We start from the raw sequence: 17,694 nt of genomic DNA on the forward strand, positions 1-17,694 counted from the left end.
CGGACTCTGAGTCTGTGAAGGGTCCCTTCACGGACCCGAAACCGGTCCGGCGCACGCTACGAGGTGGTCGCACACACCTCCGCATCGCCCACTGCCGGGTCCCCGACCAACTTTGCCGACACCCTGGACTCAGACGCCGTGAAGGTTCCCTTCACGGCGGTCAGTGCGCGAGAGCGGGCGTCGCCCGATCGAGTTCGCGCCGGGCTCGTAGGCTGCGCCTATGATCGAAAACGACTACCTCGTCTCCGGAATGTCCTGCGGCCACTGCGCCCGGTCGGTCACCGAGGAACTCACCGCACTGCCGGCCGTGGAAGACGTCACCGTGCACGTCGAAACCGGCCAGGTGACCGTCCGCTCGACCGATGCGCTGCCCGAGTCCGCCGTTCGCGCCGCAGTGGAAGAAGCGGGCTATACCTACGAGGGCCTCGCCACCACAGTCTGATTCCCGTCCACAGCCCGATTCCACCGACTGGGACTGTCCAAGAGGGACAGTCCCATGGCCGGTGAGTCACGCATAATCGCGAATCTTCGCGCCACCCGGCCACGGAGCGAGCGACCGGCTGGTTCACATTCGCACGGGGCGGGGGCATACGGCGGCGCCCGCTTCGGACGAGCCGCGCTGATCTTGCGGAGTGCGGCTGGTTCTCGGGCAGAGCTTGCCGGACCGTGCATGCTGGTGGTCGGCTGCCATGACCGCGCGTCGGTACTTGCCGGACTGCGATCCACCTTGGTCAAAGCAGCGCCCGTCACCTGACTGGCCGAACCCCGATCCACGCCCCCGACCACCCCACCCACCCCCGCATTTCACCGCCGTACCGCAGCTCGGCCCCCTGGTTCGAGATCACGTGCTGATGACACCTTCCGGGTGTCGTTCGCCGCTCGATGCGGGACCGGCTACCTTCTGCGGGTGGCGTACGGGGAGGATCGGGGATGACCAGCACTGCGACGCGGCCGGAAACGTCTGTGCCCGCACCGGAGGAACCGGAGGGACGCAGCGGTATCGCGGGGCTGCTGGAGCTGCCCGGCCAGGCGGTGCGTGCGGTGGTCAGATCCGCGGCGACCACGCCGGGCCGGCTCTCGGTGATCGCGGTGGCGCTCGTGCTGCTCTCGCTCCTGGCGGGGCTGGTCGGGGTGTTGTCGGTGCAGGACAAGGACAACACCGTCGAAGGGCTGGTGCAGCACCGCGAGCCGATGGCCTCGGCGGCGCAGCAGGTGTACCGGTCGCTCTCGGATGCCGATGCGACGGCGGCGAGTGCGTTCCTTTCCGTGGGTGACGAGCCGCCCCCGTTGCGGAAGAAGTACGAGCAGGACATCGCCGAAGCGGGTTCCGCGCTGGCGAAGTCCGGGTCGGATGTCGCCGACGTGGGTGACGCCGCGCATCAGGTGGACATCCTGAACCAGAAGGTGCCGGTCTACACCGGGATCGTCGAAACGGCGCGCCAGAACAACCGGCAGGGCTTCCCCTCGGGCGCGTCCTACTTGCGCGAGGCCTCCCAGCTGATGCGCTCGACCATCCTGCCCGCGGCCAAGGCGCTCTACGAAGCGCACACCGCCAAGCTTTCCGAAGAACAGGACAGCAGTTCGGACGTGCCGTGGGTGGCGGTCGCGCTGATCCTGGCACTGATCGCGGCGCTGGTCGCCACGCAGATCTACCTGACCCGCCGGACGAACCGGGTGCTCAACATCGGCCTGCTGGTGGCCACCGGGTGCATCGTGCTGTCGTTGCTGTGGGGCACGGTGGCGCTGATCGTGCAGGGCAGCTTCGTCGCGAGCGGCAAGACGGACGGCTCGTCGCAGGTCGACGTGCTGGTGCGCGCGCGGATCGACGCGCTGCAGGCCCGTGCCGACGAAACCCTCACCCTGGTCGCCCGCGGTGACGGCGCGACCTACGAGAAGCAGTTCATCGGACTGGCCGAGGGACTGGTCGGCGCGGACGGGCACAGCGGCCTCCTCGGCAAGGCGCGCGACCTCGCCGAGGGCACGCCCGGCCAGGGGAAGATCGAAGCGGCCGAACAAGCCGCTCGCGAATGGTCGCTGGCGCACATCCAGGTGCGCAAGCTGGACGACGGCGGTCAGTACCAGGAAGCCGTCGACTTCGCCACGAGCGTTGCGCCGAACAGCGCGGCCGCGGCGTTCACCCGGTTGGACATGAACCTTCAGGCCGCGATCGACGTCTGTCGTCAGGAGTTCCTCGACGACACCGGCGCGGGCAACCGGGCGCTGACCGCGCTCGCGCCGGGCGTCGGGGTGCTCGCTGTGCTCGCCGCGGGCGGGGTCACCGTCGGCGTCCGGGAGAGGCTGAGGGAGTACCGATGATCCGGTCGCGGCACTTCGTCCGTGCGGCTGCGCTGGCCGCTGTCGTGCTGTTCGGCACGGCGTGCACAGCTGCGGAAGTGCCCGCCGACGCGACCGCGGTGACCGATGCGGCCTGGCCGACACCCGCGGGGGTCGGTGGCCCGGACACCAGCGCCGGGGTGAACACCGACACCAGCTGTGACCCGCTGGCCAGCATCCGGCCGACGGCCGGGACCTCGGTGCCGCCGGGTTCCCACCTCGCCGAAATCAAGGCGCGCGGGAAACTGATCGCCGGAGTGGACCAGACCACTTATCTGTTCGGGTTCCGCAATCCCCAGAGCGGCAACCTCGAGGGCTTCGACATCGACGTGGTGAACCAGATCGCCAAGGCGTTGTTCGGCACGGCCGAGGGACACGTGCAGTTCCGCGCGATCCCCTCCTCGCAACGGGAGCAGGTGCTCAAGGACCACAAGGTGGACGTGGTGGTCCGCACCTACAGCATCACCTGCTCGCGTCGCAAGGAAGTCCAGTTCTCCTCGGTGTACTACGTGGCCGGCCAGAAGATCCTGGTGCCGAAGACCTCGAACGCGCAGTCGCTGGCGGATCTGGCGGGCAAACGGGTGTGCGCCGCGCGGAAGTCCACCTCGCTGACCAAGGTCGCGACCGACCCGGCCAAACCGATCGCGGTGTCGGTGCCCAACTGGTCGGACTGCCTGGTGATGCTGCAGCAGAACCAGGTCGAGGCGGTGTCCACCGACGACACCATCCTGGCCGGGATGGCCGCGCAGGATCCGCAGGTGAAGGTCGTCGGGGACCAGTTGACCAAGGAGAACTACGGGGTCGGTGTGCCGCTGGACGAGCAGGACGTGGTGCAGTTCGTGAACGCGGTGCTGGACCAGATGCGGGCCGACGGTTCCTGGGCGGCCAGCTACGGCAAGTGGGTGGGCCAGCGGCTCGGGCCGGCGAGCCCGCCGGAAGCGCAGTATCGGTGACTGCCAGGTAGCGGCCGGGCAGCCCCACTACGATTGACCGCGGACATGGTCGCGGGGGAGTTCGGGAGGTAGTTGTGTCGGAGGAGGCGCGCCGTCCTCGGCACGCGGCACCGGAGGAGGCCGAGGTATCGGCGGACCCGGCGCCGGCCACGGGGGAGGACTCGGGACCCGGCACGCCGGACCCGTCGTGGACCCCGCCGCCCCCGGTCCGCTGGGACACACCGGAGCCGGCGGTGCCCAGCAGCCTCGGTTCGGCCGGCGCGGACGCCGAGGCCCTGGTCAACCCGCCCGCGCAGCGCCCGGCGCAGCACGCCCGGCCGCCGCGTCCGGGCACCTCGGGGCAGCCGTATCCGGGGGTGCCGGTCTCCGGCCAGCCGGGACAGTCGCACCCCGGTTCCCAAGGCCAGCAGGCGAATCAGCAGTGGCCGGGCGCGCAGAGCCAGCCCGGTGGTCACGGTCAGCCTCGGCCCGGTACACAGGGGCAGCCGTACCCCGGCGCGCACGGCCCCGGCCCGTGGTCGCATCCGGATGGCCAAGAGCAGTTGAACGCCTCGGCACCGGGCCAGCCGAGCCCCACGTTGGCGGGTCATACCCCGGGCACGCAAGGCCAGCAGACCTCGGGCGGGCAGGAGCAGCAGGTTTCCGCTCATGTCCAAGGTGGTCAGGGCCAGCCTTCGAGCGGACAGGGCCAGCAGGTCCCGGGTCAGGCTCCGAGCGGTCAGGGTCCGCAGGTTTCGGGTCAGGCTCCGGGTAGCCAGGCTCAGCCCTCGGACGGGGCCTCGGTTCATTCCCCGGGTTGCCAGGCTCAGCAGGTCTCGGGCGGCCAGAGCCGGCAGGTTCCGCCCGGTCAGCCGAATCCGCAAGCGCCCGGCCAGAACCCGAGCGGCCAGAGTGCCCCGGCCCCCGGTCAGCGCCCCGGCACCCAAGGCCAGCCGAGCCCCGCCCAGCCGGCTCAGCGTCCGGATACGCAGGGACAACCCCACCCCAACGGTCGCCAAACCCCTGCCGCTGCGGGACAACAGCAGTCGACTGGGCAGCCGTACCCACGGGCGGGCCGGGCGTATCCGGCCGCGCAAGGGCAGCCGCCGAGGCAAGGCGGCCGCCCGCCGCGGGGGGAGGCGGCCTCGCCGAGTCGTCCGGTGGCCGCCGGGAACGGCCAGGGCGAGCCGGTGGTGCCCGGCGCCGAGGACCCGACCCGGCCGCCCGGTGAGCTGGCGCCGGTGATCCTCCCGCAGTCCCAGAAACCGGTCGCGCCGGTGAATCCGGCGGCGCCGATGCCGACGAGTGTGCTCGCCACTTTCGCGCCGCCGACGCAGAGCATCATGCCGCCCGCGCCCCGGGCGGAGCCGGCGGAAGGCGCGGCGCTGCCCGACCCCGGTACCGACAGCGTCGTGGCCGCCAAGAGCAGCGAAGGGTCGAGCGGCACCGGCACGGGAACCGGCAGTGGCAGCACCGGAACCGGCAGCGGTTATCCCGGCACGGCTCGGCGTACCGGCACCCGGCGTTCCCGCCGGGGACGGCTCGGAGCCGGGCTCATCGACGTGCCACCGGTGCCCTACCGCGATCCGTCGACCGCGGTACTCGCCAATCCGGTGGTGTCCGAGGAGAAACGGTTCTGCGGCAACTGCGGGGCGAAGGTCGGCCGCAGCACGGACGCGCAGCCGGGAGAACCCGAAGGCACCTGCGAAAAGTGCGGCACCCGCTACTCGTTCGTCGCGAAGCTGAAGCCGAACGAGCTGGTCGGTGGCCAGTACGAGGTGCTCGGGGCCCTCGCCTACGGCGGGCTCGGCTGGATCTACCTCGCCCAGGACCACAACGTCTCCGACCGCTGGGTCGTGCTCAAGGGCCTGATCGACACCGGGGACGCCACCGCGATGGCCGCCGCCGCCAACGAGCAGCGGTTCCTCGCCGAGGTCGAGCATCCGAACATCGTCAAGATCCACAACTTCGTGCAGCATCCGGACGCGGAGACCGGCAACTCCGTCGGCTACATCGTGATGGAGTACGTCGGCGGCCAGTCGCTGCGCCAGCTCGCCCTCGCGCACCACCGCGAGAGCAAGCGTCCGGAACCGCTGCCGATCGGCCAGGTGATCGCCTACGGCCTGGAGATCCTGCCCGCGCTCGGCTATCTGCACAGCCAGGGCCTGCTCTACTGCGATCTCAAGCCGGACAACGTGATCCAGACCCGTGAGCAGCTCAAGCTGATCGACCTCGGCGCGGTGCGGCGGCTCGACGACTACGAGAGCCCGCTCTTCTTCACCAGCGGCTACAGCGCCCCCGAGCTGGCCACCCAGGGTGCGTCGGTCTCCTCGGACCTCTACACCGTCGGCCGCACGCTCGCCGTGCTGAGCTTCGAATTCGCCGGCTACACCACGAAGTACAAGAGTTCGCTGCCCGCACCGGACGCGGTGCCGCTGTTCGCGCTTTTCGGCTCGTACTACCGCTTCCTCAAGCGCGCCACGCACATCGATCCGGATCGCCGGTTCTTCGCCGCCGACGAGATGTCCGACCAGCTCACCGGGGTGCTGCGCGAGATCATGGCGTTGGGCACCAACACCCCGCGCCCGGCCGCGTCCACTGTGTTCGGACCGGAGAGCCGCACCTTCGGCGTGCACCTGGTGGTGCCCGAGCGCGGCGAGACCGTGCCACTGCCGGACGCGGCCGAGGTGGTCTCCGGGCTGCCCATCCCGCAGGTGGACACGGACGACGCGGCCGCGGGCGTGCTGGCCACCACCACCGCCCTCGACCCGCGGGAGGCGATCGAGGCGCTGGCCGGTGCGCCCCGCGAGTCGATCGAGGTCCGGCTGCGCATCGTGCGTGCGCGGATCGAACTCGGCGAGTTCGTGGAGGCACAACGGCAGCTGCAGGCCGCGCAGTACCTCGCGATCCGGCACGGTTTCCCGCACGACTGGCGGATCGACTGGTATCGCGGCCTGATCGAGCTGGCCGGTGGCCGGCCGAGGGTCGCGCACGTGGCGTTCGACGCCGTGTACGACGACCTTCCCGGCGAGATCGCGCCGAAGCTCGCTCTCGCGATCAGCGCCGAAGGCGTCGGCGACTACTTCGGCGCCGCGCGGTTCTACGAGCTGGTGTGGCGCACCGACCGCACGTACGTGAGCGCAGCGTTCGGCCTCGCCCGCGTCTACCTCGCGCAGGGTGCGCGGGCGAGCGCCGTGGAGGTGCTCGAAGCCGTGCCCCCGACGTCGACGCACTACGTCGACGCGCAGGTCGCCGCGATCAAGATCAAGACCAGGGCGCCGGGCACCGAGCAGAACCAGGTCACCGAGGGCGATCTCGTCGACGCGTCCGGTCGGCTGGAGCGGCTCAACCTGGACGCCGAGCGGCACACGCGCCTCACCGCCGAAGTACTCGAAGCGGCGCACGACTGGCTACAGGTACCTGGCCGGCCGGCCGCCACTTCGTCGTCGAAGGTGCTGGGCTACGCGCTTGACGAGCGGGAGGTGCGGTTCGGCCTGGAGAACTGCTACCGCGCATTGGCCCGGCTCGCCGGGACCGTGGCGGACCGCGTGGCGCTGGTGGACCGGGCCAACGCGATCCGCCCTCGCACCCTGACCTGATCTCCGGCGCGAGGGCGGCGGGTCAGGGGTTGATCTGGTTCTTCCGCTGCGCCTCGGCGAGCTTCTCAAGCGCCTGCGGATCGCCGTGGGTGCTGAAATGCTCGATTCCGACCTGCACGAACAGGCCGCGCGCCGACACTGCGACCGGGCCGTCCGGAGCGTCCAGCCGGCCGTCCGCGCTGACGTAGATCTTGCGTCCGGCGGTGCCGTCCAGCCGTGCCTCGATGTAGAGCGTCGAGCCCACCGGCACCGGACGGCGGAAGTCGGTCTCCAGCCTGCCGGTCACCGCCGGGCGGCGCAGCAGATTGCCCACCGCCGAGCCGAGCGCCTCGTCGAACGCGCAGGCCAGTAGCCCGCCGTGGGCGAGCCCGGGCGCGCCCTGATGCGCTCGCGTGACGGTGAACTTCGACTGCACCGTCTGGTCGTCACCGACCGACGAACGCAGGTGCAGCCCTCCTTCGACCTCGCCGCAGCCGAAGCATTCGGCGAAGTGCACGCCGAGATCGGTGCCGGGGGCAGGCGCGTTCGGGTGGAGGACAGGTGGCTCGATCTCGACCGGTGGCCAAGACCCTGGGACACGACTCATAGGGGGACGTTAACCCGCGCGAAGGACCCCCGGACACCGTCCCTGACCTGCGATGCCGGATTTCCTCAGCGCAGGGTAGTCGGAAAATTCCGTACGGTAGAAGTTTCGGTGTTCGTTCTGCCGACCCCTCCCGGGACGGAGAGACTGGGCGGATGAACTCGACCCGATCAGTTGGACGCGCACGAGGAGGTCGCCGCGGGGATGAGTGAGACAACAAAGGGGAGACCCGACGTCGATCAGCGGACCGTCAAGCGAGCCGTGATCGCATCCGCGATGGGGAACGCCACCGAATGGTACGACTACGGCGTTTTCACTTCCGGCGCGATCTCCGCGACCATCGGTACCGTGTTCTTCCCCGGCGAGGGCAACGCGGTGCTGAAATCGCTCGCCCTGCTGGCGGTGGGCTTCATCGTGCGGCCGTTCGGCGGAGCGTTCTTCGGCCCGCTGGGCGACAAGCTCGGCAGGCAGAAGGTTCTCGCGATCACCATCCTGCTGATGTCCGGCTGTACCTTCGTGGTCGGCGTGCTGCCGACCTATTCGGGCGGCTACAGCATGGGTATCGCGGCGCCGATCGCGATCCTGCTCCTGCGGCTGATCCAGGGCTTCTCCACCGGTGGGGAGTACGGCGGTGCGGCCACCTTCATCGCCGAGTACGCGCCGACCAAGCGCCGCGGCTTCTTCGGGTCGTTCCTGGAGATGGGCACGCTGGCCGGCTACGTGCTCGGCAACTCGGTGGTGCTGATCGTGTCGCTGTCCCTGACGACCGAGCAGTTCGACAGCTGGGGCTGGCGGATCCCGTTCTTCATCGCGCTGCCGATCGGTGTGGTCGGGCTCTACCTGCGGTCCAGGCTCGAGGACACGCCGGAGTTCCGGCGGCTCGAAGCGGCCGGTGAGAAGCCGGAGAAGGCGCCGCTGCGGGAGACCCTGCAGCACAACTGGCGGATGATCCTGAACCTGATCGGGATCGTGCTGCTGGTCAACATCGCGGACTACATGCTGCTGACCACGATGCCGACGTACTTCACCGACACCCTGCACATCGGGGACACCACGTCCACGCTGATCATCATCGGGGTGGAACTGGTGCAGTTCTCGATCCTGATCCCGATCGGCATGCTCTCGGACCGGATCGGCCGGAAGCCGCTGCTGCTCACCGCGGCCATCGGGTTCATCGTGCTGAGCTGGCCCTCGATCAAGCTGATGCAGTCGGGCAGCCTGCTGTGGCTGATCGTGGGCTTCCTGCTGGTGGCGATCCTGCTGGCGCTGATGCTCGCGGTGATCGGCTCGACGTTCCCGGCGATGTTCCCGACGCGCGTGCGGTACGGCTCGTTCGCCATCGGGTACAACATCTCGACCTCGCTGTTCGGCGGTACCTGCGGCGTGGTCGTCACGGCGCTGATCGACGGCACCGGCAATGCCGACTGGCCGGCGTACTACCTGATCGTGGCCGCGCTTATCGCGCTGGTGCCGATTCTCCGCATCCCGGAGACGGCAAGGGTGCCGATCGAGCAGATCGACACCGCCGACACCGGTGGGAAGTTCGTCGCAGTGAAGTAGCCCGGGTACGAAACCGCCCCCGTCCATCGTGGACGGGGGCGGTTTTCGCCGCTACCGAGCCGATCGTCTCAGCGGACCTCGGCCGTCTCGGCGGGGCGAGGAGTGAAGCGCTTGCCTGCCCACGCCGCCAGGCCACCGGCGACCACAACGGCAACAACGGTTTCGATCATCAGTGCAACGAGCACCATGGTGCTTCCTCCTCGAATTCTCGGGCCGGCCAGTCCTGTGCCGGCTGAGCGATGCGGTTCAGCGACCCCTCCGGCCGCCACAGGGAACATCGCACCGAAAGCCCGTGGTATTTCGCCGGGAACCGCCGAGAAGCGGTGACGTCGGCCACTCTTGGCCGTCGCGCGTTCAACCGGGTGCCCGGTCTGGGTAAGGCGGCGTTTTCTCTGGTACGAAAAGGATCATGGCTGCTGTCCGGAACACACGAACGGCCGGGAGCCTTGCGGGCTCCCGGCCGTCCGGTCTCGCGTGCGAGCAGGCTCAGCTGTTCAGCGCGGAAAGCTTCGTCCACGCGGTCCAGTCGTAGGTCCAGTCGCTGTAGTTGCCGTCCTTTGCGGACAGCTGCTGCGTACTGCCGGTGATCTCCACCGGGTCGCCCGGCAGCACGCTGTCGTAGTAGGTCTTCGCGTTCTTCGGCGACAGGTTCAGGCAGCCGTGCGAGATGTTTTTCTTGCCCTGCGCCCAGATCGAAGCGGCCAGGCCGTGGATGAACTCGCCGTTGTTGGAGATCCGCACCGCCCACGGCACGTTCACGTCTGTGTAGTTGTACCGCGGGTTGCTCATCGAGTACGTGGCGTGCTTGGACATCACCACGTGCACCCCGCTGTGCGTGACCCGCCCGGGGTCGGCATCCAGGCCGTAGCTGACCGGGAAGTCCATCACCTTCCGGCCGTCGCGGATCACCTGCATGGTGTGGTCCTTGGTGTTGCCCTGCACGATCTGCGAGCGGCCGATGGTGAACTTCGAGGACACGTCCTGGCGCCCGTAGACACCGTCGCCCATCGAGACGCCGTACAGCTTCGCGTTCACCGTGACCTTGGTGCCCGGCTCGAAGTAGGCCTTCGGCCGCCAGTGCACCGAGGTGTCGCCCTCGAGCCAGGCCCAGGAGCCCTCGGTCTTCGGCTCGGTCTCCACCGACAGAGCCTTCTCCACCGAAGCCTTGTCCTTGACCGGGCTCGGGAAGGTGAGCGCGATCGGCATCGCGATGCCGTAGGTCTGCTCGTCCCCGACGTTGAGGCTGCCCGCCATCTGCCGGCGCGGCTCGACGGTGGTGAACGAACCGCTGACCGGCGTCGGCTTGCCGTCCTCGCCGGTCGCCTGTCCGGACCAGGTGTAGGTCTTGCCGTAGCCGAGGTCCTCGGTGGTGTTCCAGCTCTTCTTGTCCGCGGACGGCTGCCCCTGCACCTGCTTGCCATCCGGATTGGTGAGGGTGACCGACGCGAGCGTCCCGTTCGCGACGCTCACCTTCGCCGGTTCACCCGGTGCCACGTCCTTCGCGCCGGCGACCGGGCTGATCTTGAGGCCCACCGGTTTGGCGGTCGCCTCCGTGGTAGGCCCGCCTCCGTCGCCCCCGCTGGCACTGACCGTTGGTTCCCCACTGCATGCACCGAGCGTGAGCGCCGCCACCAAGCCGAACGCCGCCACCGCACCTCTGCGGCGAGTGAACTTTCGGAATGTCACCCTGATCCCCAATCTCCCCTGGATTCCCCGACTATCCAGACGCCCGGAACCTTCAGCACGTTGACCGATCGAGTGGTGACCAGTATCACATATTCTGGTACGGACCTCACGGATACGACCCATTCGATAGCGCTCTGTGCACGATAGGTGCGCGCTGGACGTGGAAAATCAGGGTAACTCGCGGGCCTGACAGCGCAGCGTAGGCAGCGATACGACGTTCCGGTGACGTGCGCCCGGCGGGACCGATCATCGGGATCAACGGGGTTCAGATTTGCCGATATCCCGGTACGCTGCTCCCAGGCCGTCGTTTTGCGTGTTCGTGGCTTCACACTCGCGGAACTTCTGACGCGAGCCGTGGGGCCGTACAGCTCTTCGCTCGACTCGTTGGAACCGCCCGGGACGGCCGGGGTGCCGCTTCGGGGGCATTCGAAGCGGATCTGTAACGAGGAGTACAGCGGTGGCGCAAGGCACTGTGAAGTGGTTCAACGCGGAGAAGGGCTTCGGCTTCATCGCGCAGGACGGCGGCGAAGGCGACGTTTTCGTGCACTACTCGGAGATCGAGGGTCGTGGTTTCCGCACCCTTGAGGAGAACCAGCGAGTGGAGTTCGAGGTCGGCCAGGGCCAGAAGGGCCCGCAGGCCCAGAAGGTCCGCGCGATCTGAGACAGGCCCTGCGCGTTTCATACAGGCCTGAACAAGGGGCCCCGGCGATTCGTTCGCCGGGGCCCTTTCTCATGGGTGCGCCTGCTCGCCCAGGGGTGGCCTGCGGGCAAAGAAAACCCCCGGCCGTCGGGGGAAGCCGGGGGTTTTCGTCCAGGGGGTGGGTCAGCGGGCGACCGGCTGGTCGAACGCGCCCTGCGGGAAGTGGTACTCGTCGGTGTGCGCCTCGGCCTCGCGGCGGTACTGCGCCGAGCCGGCCTGGCCTTCCCAGGACAGGCGCTCCAGCAGCCATTCCTGGGCGAGCGCCTGCGGGGACAGGTCACGCTCGTTCGCGAGGTCCTTGAGCTGCTGGCTGGCGATCAGATTCAGGCGGAGCTGGTAGACCTGCGCGTCGCCGAAGCGGTTGCCGGTCCCGGTGCTCTCCGGACCGGAGTCCGGGGCGAGGGCGGCGAGGTAGCTGGTGAGCTCCTTGTCCTCGACGAGCTCGTCGTCCACGGTCTTGCCGATCGTGCGGTGCCGTCCGGAGGCGACGGCCTTGAGGTTCGCGCGGCTGCTCAGCCGGCCGAGGGAGGGAAGAGGCACGCGGCCACGATAACGGTCCGGTCTCGGCAAACAAACCACTGTGAGCCACGACACATGATTTTTCTTGCCCGATAAGCGTATTCGATCACCTGATCAGCCCAGCAAGCAATCGAATTCCGCGACTGCCAGTTGTCGTGGCACCGGATCTTCGCAGGAGCGGGAATGTCCGGACGGGACTGCCGCAGAAATGGAGAGACCCCCGCGCCAGGGGGAGGAACGCGGGGGTCGGAGGGGATCTCCACAGGCGCTGACCGGGGGTGTGTCAGCAACTCCGATTGTTGCACGAGTTGCCGGGTTCGGCGAGGGGAAGGGGGCAGAAATCCGTTATCCAAGATCAGCGGGAATACGGGTGGGTGATGCGGAGAGTGGTCTCAGGTTCACTCTCCGGGGGGCTGCCGGTCGGGCTTGCCGCTGGTTAACCTCGCGCCCAGTTGATGTAAACCCGTGGAGGGGCAATGAGCGGATCGGTCGAAGTTCGTCAGTTCCTCCTGCGGTACGAAGGTGCCGACGGGGGAAGCACATCGCTGTCCGGCGGAGTGCCGGCGCCGCGCGGCTCGTCGGACGGCCGCGTCTCCGACGATCAGGTCCGCCGCGCCCGCCTCGCGGTCGCCAACGGCGCGCTGGATGTCGAGGACTGTGCGCAGCTACTGGACATGCTGGGCCTGTCCCCGGGCGAGGATGGCCAGTCACCCGTCCAGCGCTGACCTCGCGAGTGTCCCGGGTCACTCCAGCGGCCGCGGGCCGGTGGCGCGGCCAAGTCGCCCGGGTTCGCCGGTCCTGCCGGGTTCGCGGTCGCCGTTGTCGCAGGTCCGCGGGCCGGTTGAGAGTTAAGGAACCCCCGGTGCAAGGCCGGTTGGACGTGCCCTATGCTGGTAATCGCTCCCGGGGGAACCCTGAGAGCGCGGTCGGTCGGTTCGCCGAAAACCTGGCCGAGCTCCCATCGTTCAGTGGCCTAGGACTCCGCCCTTTCAAGGCGGCAACGCGGGTTCGAATCCCGTTGGGAGTACGCAGTACCAAGTTTGGCCCTGTGGCGCAGTTGGTTAGCGCGTCGCCCTGTCACGGCGAAGGTCGCGGGTTCGAGTCCCGTCAGGGTCGCAAGATCGTTCGGCTCCTAGCCGGCGTTCCCGGCCAGGTAGCTCAGTTGGTACGAGCGTCCGCCTGAAAAGCGGAAGGTCGCCGGTTCGACCCCGGCCCTGGCCACCGTTCGTAGAAGCCGCCTTGATTCAGGTCAAGGCGGCTTTCTTGCGTGTGGTGCCGCTCGTGATTGGCCGTGGTCGATCTTTGGCCGATCGGCGGTGGCTGCCGGAATCGAAGCCGCCAGGGCGATAGGCTCCCAGGCATGTCGTCTCGCCTCAGCCCCGGCGCGTCGGGAGCGATCCGCCGCTTTGCCGGTTGGGTCGCGCGCGGCTCGGTCGGCCATCCGCTGCTGGACGGGATCAACTACTGGGACGAGCTGGAGGACTCGCCGTCCCAGATGGAAATCTGCTTCGCGATCTTCGCCAACGTCCTCGAACTCGATGACCGGGGTGAACCGGTCAACGAGAAGTACGCGGAGAGACGTGCCGCTGTGTGGCTGTACCAGTACTGCACCGGAGAACTCCCGCCGGGTGAAGCCGACCTCGAATCGTGGGAGTGCGCCCTCTACTGAAATGGTGAGGCGGCACCCGCGATGGACCCGGCGTCAGCCCCCGAAAGCGGGACTTCCGCTAGACCAATTGGTACAGCCGCCCCGCAGCCTCAGCCGCTGTACCCCGCCTGGCCGACCGCGAACACGTTGCGGTTACCCACGCCCTCCTGCAGCGACCACAGCAGATCCGGCTTCGTCTCGTCCTCCCAGTACGAAATGCTCTCCCCGCTGCTCACCCAGGGGTAGGACTTCGACCCGGTGGCCGCGGCCCAGTAGTACAGCTTGTGATCGCCTGAGGAGTTGAACCACCACCGGCCGTTGTGCGAGGCGCCGCCGTTGAGCTTGTACCAGGGCAACTGCAGGGCTTGGCTGGCCGTGGTGTTCGCGGCGAAGGCCGTGGACGACGGGGCGAACGGGAAGCGCACCGCGCGAGGCGCACGGTTGGGGTAGTCCCGACAGCCGGACTTGCAGGTGTACTCGTTCATCACCAGCGATTTGGTCGCCCGGTCCAGTGAAATCGACGACCAGACCAGCTTGTCCTCGGCGGTGGTGTTCGAGGTGACTATGCCGACCTGCGGCAGGACGTAGGCGTAATTGTGCGCGTAATACGTGGTCGCCGATTGCCGGCCGATCTGGCCGGGGTTGCCGCCGGGATCGGTTTTGAGGATCTTGCGCAGATCGAAGACCCGCATGCCGCGCCCGGTGTCGGCGACATAGAGATAATTGCCGTACCAGGCGACTCCGCCGGCGTGCACGGTGATGTCCCGGAAATCGGGGGTCGAAGTGCTGCCGGTCGGCTCGACGAGCAGGACTTTCCGGTACTTGTCCGGGTAGGTGGCGTCCCAGTCGACCAGGGTGGTCCGGCTGCGCGTCTGCGTCTTGTCCGTGCAGGAAGCCCTGGTGTACCAGCTGACCAGCACGAGCTGGTGCCCGTCGTAGGTGCCGTTGTCCGCGGTGCCCACCGCGTCGCGGCTGGTGGTGATGCCCTGCGGGTAGTTCGTGCAGTCCTTGTTGTCAGTGTCGTCGAACTGGAAACTGCCGGTCACGCCGGAGATCGGCACCGGCTGGGGTGGCTTTTTCCGGCTGTGGTTGGCGTTGTCCATCACGGTGTGCACAGGCGCGGTGCCGAGTGTCGAGACGAGTGCCGAATTCACTGCGTCGAACCGGTGGTAGTCCGCACTGAGCGTGAACTGGTTCGCGGGCAAGGTGGTCGGCCCGGCCGCGGCGGTGGCCGGGACCGATCCGGCCAGCAGCAGGCCGATGGCGAGCACTGCCCCGGCGATGGTGGTACGACGATGCGACCGCATAAAAGCCCCCCAAGTGTCCGGTCAACGTTTCACGGTAGGGCCGTCGCGGGCTCGTCGCAAGGTCGCCGGGGCGGCGCCGCAGCTCAGCTGTGCAGCCGGAACTTCTGCGCAGCGCTCCCGTCGCAGGCCCCGGTCCGCAGTGCGGTGCCATTTTCGGTGGCGCCGTCCGGTGATTCGAGGCAGCGTCCTGAATCCGTGTTCAGCAGCGATCCGTCCGTCTGCTGCCGCCATTTCTGGCCGCCGTCAGTGCATTTCTGCAATTGTACTTGGGTGCCGTCGCCGTTGACGGCGAGGCAATGGCTGATGGTGCTCAGCGTGTCATCGGGCTGGTGTGTCCAGAATTGATCTTCGGCCCAGCGCTGACAGTCCCACAGCCGTACCGCCGAAAGGTGTGTCCCAGTGTCTTCCCCGGCGACGTCCACGCATTTTCCGCCCGGCCCGGTGATGTTCCCTTGCCGGCCGTTGGGCACATCGGTGTCTCCGGCGTAGCCGACCGAGACGATGTTCGACTGGACCGCGTTTTCCGTTTCGTCGCCTGGGAAACCGGAGACCATCGTGCCTTCGAAAAAGGTGCCGCGGTTGCGGTTGCTGTTATCCCCGCCGATACCGAGGATGATGCCGCCCTCCTGCTTCATCGGCCGGTAGCCGGGACGGGTGGGCAATGCGCCATTCCACCAGGTGCTCAGGCTGCCGGATTGGGAATCGCCGCCCTGCAGTGAATACTTGGTCTGGCCGTCATTTCGGAGCACTGCTGTGACGTAGCTGCTCTTGTTGCCGAGGTTGGCAGGATTGGCACCGTTGTCTCCCAGGAACAATCCGTTCTCCAGATCGGCCTCGACCCACGGGCCGGTTCCGCTGCACGGCGGGAAAGAACAGCCCGTGGTGACGCTGACGGCGTCCATGTGCCCGTTGCCGGTGTCGTCGGGAGTGGCTTCCGCGTTGCCGTAGTCGAAGCAGCATTCGTTGTTCACGTGCGTGCCGCTGGCCACCATGTAGGAGCCTTCGGGCTGACCGTTCACCGCAACGCCCTTCGCTGCTCCCAGATAACGGTAGCCGACGCCGGGGGAAATCCAGATTCCGTAGACTTTGTGTCCGCCCGCGCTGACCGAGATCACGCCCGCGCCCGCGCCTCGGTCGACGGTGCCGGCAGTTCCGGCGGGGCCGGGAGTCAGGTCGTTGTGGTTCGGGGTCTGGTCGTAGATCTTTGTGATCGTGCAAGTCGTTGCCACGCAGAAGCGGTCCTGCTGGGCGGCGTTGGCATAACCGTCGTCGAGGAGACCTATGTCGCGGGTGGCCTGGTCCGACGTGCGGGTCACCTGATACAGCGCGCCGTCGTAGTCCGACACGAGCGCACGGGTGGTGCTGTGTGCCGCCACGCACGGGGTTCCGCCGGAATTGTAGACGTCGCAGGGCAATCTCGTCGCCGCGCCGGCATTCGCGGTTCCCCACCCGACCAGCTGGACGACGGCCAGCAGGAATACCGGGACCATGGCGGCCAGCCGTTTGCGCGCGCGGGAGAGGCGCCTCCATCGGAGGGTCATTGCGTTTCCTTTCTCATGGTTTCAGTAGGTCGCGTTCATCAGATCGAGCGCAGACTGCTGGCGGGCGGCATCGGACTTGTCGAACGGACCGGCCCACATCAGGCCGTATTGGCCGGCGGCGTTGCGGTCGTTTGCATAGGCGGAATCTGCTTGACGATTCAGGTAACCGGAGTAAGGGCGCGTGGTGATCGCGGAGTCGAGCACAGCCAGATCGCGGGCGTAAATTCCTTTGAACGACGGTCCGTCGGCTCCGCCGCCACCGGGCTTTTCGCCAGGGTCGTGGAGAATTCCGTTGTCGTTGAGGGAAGTGCTCGTGGTCGAAGCGTCGGCCAGCTGCTGTGCCTTGGCGAGCAGGCGATCGTCCCCGGTCGCACGGTAGAGTTCGGTCAGCGCGGCCAGCGGTACGCCGGACGGGCTGCAGTCGCGGTGCGGGTGCCCGTGAGTGACGGCGTTGGCCGCGGTGGGGATGGTGCTCACCAGCGCGGCGAGGAGGATCGCCGAGCCGGCCGCGGTGCGGAGGATCGCGCGCATGCCGGGTCCTTCGGGTCCTTGAGGAATCGTATTCCGGGCAGCGAAGACCGACGCCAGTGGTTTCCGCTGCAAAAAGAGGAGCAAATCCGGGAACGTGTCCGAACCGTGTGGGGGAAATGGTAGATTTGCTTGCGGCGGATGGTCAAGAAGCCGAATGAATGATGCGGTATTTCTGGTTCTTTGGGGTCAGGCAAGTGGTTCTTTCGAGGTCGCTCTGTTGCTCAGAGTTTGGTCTGTACCACCTGGTTGAGGACGGCTTATGGGGTCGAGGGTTCTGGAGAGTGACGCCGTCATCGGCCAGCGTGATCTCACACCCCCGTCCGTTTTGTCTGGATAGCGCAGGCGCCTGGCCGCAATGCTCCGGGACTTGGGTGCCGGAGCGGCGCTTACCAGTGGAGAGCGGGGGCGGAGCGAAGGGGACCCTCCCAGCGAACGGTTGATGCGAAGGGGACTTTCGCAGCAGGGGGAGGCGCAGGGTGTCGGCAAAGTTGGTCGGGGACCCGGCAGTGGGCGATGCGGAGGTGTGTGTGCGACCACCTCGTGGCGTGCGCCGGACCGGTTTCGGGTCCGTGAAGGGTCCCTTCACGGACTCAGATAGGGCTTTGTTATGGGGGTAGTTCTCGTTGGCAGAGGGCGCAGGCCCCGGTCCAGCATGTGAGCAGGTTCTGCAGGAGCAGGGCGACCTGTCCGAGTGTCAGGCCGGGGCCGCGTTTTTTACTGTGCGGGCGCGGTATTCGGTGAGGAACAGCAAGGC

General features: G+C 67.8%; 14 protein-coding genes and 3 tRNA genes. 11 read left to right on the forward strand and 6 right to left on the reverse strand.

Annotated features, from left to right (window positions below; genetic code table 11):
• Positions 1-220 precede the first annotated feature (220 nt).
• The 4 genes from D5S19_RS30365 to D5S19_RS30380 all read left to right on the forward strand — a co-directional run bounded on the left by D5S19_RS30365 (position 221) and on the right by D5S19_RS30380 (position 6,865).
• A complete protein-coding gene (locus tag D5S19_RS30365; RefSeq protein ID WP_120026783.1) occupies positions 221-442 on the forward strand; it encodes a heavy-metal-associated domain-containing protein in 222 nt (73 codons plus the stop codon).
• Between the two features lie 488 nt (positions 443-930).
• On the forward strand, positions 931-2,316 hold the full coding sequence (locus D5S19_RS30370; RefSeq protein WP_120026784.1) for a hypothetical protein: 1,386 nt from the start codon (positions 931-933) through the stop codon (positions 2,314-2,316).
• The gene (locus D5S19_RS30375) at positions 2,313-3,287 is read left to right on the forward strand and encodes a glutamate ABC transporter substrate-binding protein (protein WP_120026785.1); all 975 of its coding nucleotides are present in this window, start codon (positions 2,313-2,315) and stop codon (positions 3,285-3,287) included. The genes D5S19_RS30370 and D5S19_RS30375 overlap by 4 nt, the downstream gene beginning before the upstream one ends.
• A 1,274-nt stretch (positions 3,288-4,561) precedes the next feature.
• Positions 4,562-6,865: a serine/threonine-protein kinase gene (locus D5S19_RS30380; protein WP_233574261.1), complete on the forward strand. Its 2,304-nt coding sequence runs from the start codon at positions 4,562-4,564 to the stop codon at positions 6,863-6,865.
• Between the two features lie 22 nt (positions 6,866-6,887).
• Here D5S19_RS30380 and D5S19_RS30385 read toward each other — a convergent pair whose 3' ends face one another.
• Positions 6,888-7,451: a PaaI family thioesterase gene (locus D5S19_RS30385; protein ID WP_120026787.1), complete on the reverse strand. Its 564-nt coding sequence runs from the start codon at positions 7,449-7,451 to the stop codon at positions 6,888-6,890.
• 201 nt (positions 7,452-7,652) lie between these two features.
• Between D5S19_RS30385 and D5S19_RS30390 the strand changes: the two genes are divergently transcribed.
• Positions 7,653-9,008 carry an MFS transporter gene (locus D5S19_RS30390; RefSeq protein ID WP_120026794.1) on the forward strand — a complete coding sequence of 452 codons (1,356 nt, stop codon included), beginning with the start codon at positions 7,653-7,655 and terminating at the stop codon, positions 9,006-9,008.
• Between the two features lie 486 nt (positions 9,009-9,494).
• Here the strand turns inward: D5S19_RS30390 and D5S19_RS30395 are convergent, their stop codons facing one another.
• Positions 9,495-10,694, reverse strand: a complete 1,200-nt coding sequence (locus tag D5S19_RS30395; protein ID WP_233574260.1) for a L,D-transpeptidase — start codon at positions 10,692-10,694, stop codon at positions 9,495-9,497.
• A 457-nt stretch (positions 10,695-11,151) separates the two neighbouring features.
• Between D5S19_RS30395 and D5S19_RS30400 the strand changes: the two genes are divergently transcribed.
• Positions 11,152-11,355 (forward strand): cold-shock protein, encoded by a 204-nt coding sequence (locus tag D5S19_RS30400; protein WP_003097368.1) that lies wholly within the window; start codon positions 11,152-11,154, stop codon positions 11,353-11,355.
• A gap of 162 nt (positions 11,356-11,517) precedes the next feature.
• On the opposite strand, the gene D5S19_RS30405 is transcribed toward D5S19_RS30400, so the two are convergent.
• A complete protein-coding gene (locus D5S19_RS30405; protein WP_120026789.1) occupies positions 11,518-11,934 on the reverse strand; it encodes a hypothetical protein in 417 nt (138 codons plus the stop codon).
• 455 nt (positions 11,935-12,389) lie between these two features.
• Between D5S19_RS30405 and D5S19_RS30410 the strand changes: the two genes are divergently transcribed.
• The 5 genes from D5S19_RS30410 (at position 12,390) to D5S19_RS30430 (ending at position 13,582) form a co-directional block, all read left to right on the forward strand.
• Positions 12,390-12,638 carry a hypothetical protein gene (locus tag D5S19_RS30410; RefSeq protein ID WP_098511885.1) on the forward strand — a complete coding sequence of 83 codons (249 nt, stop codon included), beginning with the start codon at positions 12,390-12,392 and terminating at the stop codon, positions 12,636-12,638.
• Between the two features lie 229 nt (positions 12,639-12,867).
• Positions 12,868-12,940 (forward strand) — tRNA-Glu (locus tag D5S19_RS30415).
• Positions 12,941-12,955: 15 nt separating this feature from the next.
• Positions 12,956-13,029, forward strand: a tRNA-Asp gene (locus D5S19_RS30420).
• A gap of 31 nt (positions 13,030-13,060) precedes the next feature.
• Positions 13,061-13,134 (forward strand) — tRNA-Phe (locus D5S19_RS30425).
• A gap of 139 nt (positions 13,135-13,273) precedes the next feature.
• Positions 13,274-13,582 carry a DUF7677 family protein gene (locus tag D5S19_RS30430; RefSeq protein WP_120026790.1) on the forward strand — a complete coding sequence of 103 codons (309 nt, stop codon included), beginning with the start codon at positions 13,274-13,276 and terminating at the stop codon, positions 13,580-13,582.
• Positions 13,583-13,671: 89 nt separating this feature from the next.
• Here D5S19_RS30430 and D5S19_RS30435 read toward each other — a convergent pair whose 3' ends face one another.
• From D5S19_RS30435 to D5S19_RS30445, 3 genes are all read right to left on the reverse strand, one after another.
• A complete protein-coding gene (locus D5S19_RS30435; protein WP_120026791.1) occupies positions 13,672-14,868 on the reverse strand; it encodes a hypothetical protein in 1,197 nt (398 codons plus the stop codon).
• An 83-nt stretch (positions 14,869-14,951) separates the two neighbouring features.
• Positions 14,952-16,358, reverse strand: coding sequence for an arabinofuranosidase catalytic domain-containing protein (locus D5S19_RS30440; protein WP_199730789.1), 1,407 nt, complete (start codon positions 16,356-16,358; stop codon positions 14,952-14,954).
• Positions 16,359-16,430: 72 nt separating this feature from the next.
• Positions 16,431-16,940, reverse strand: coding sequence for a glycoside hydrolase family 76 protein (locus tag D5S19_RS30445; protein WP_120026793.1), 510 nt, complete (start codon positions 16,938-16,940; stop codon positions 16,431-16,433).
• Positions 16,941-17,694 lie beyond the last annotated feature (754 nt).

Origin of the sequence: Amycolatopsis panacis, from assembly GCF_003600245.1 — a bacterium.
GTDB classification, from domain to species: domain Bacteria; phylum Actinomycetota; class Actinomycetes; order Mycobacteriales; family Pseudonocardiaceae; genus Amycolatopsis; species Amycolatopsis sulphurea.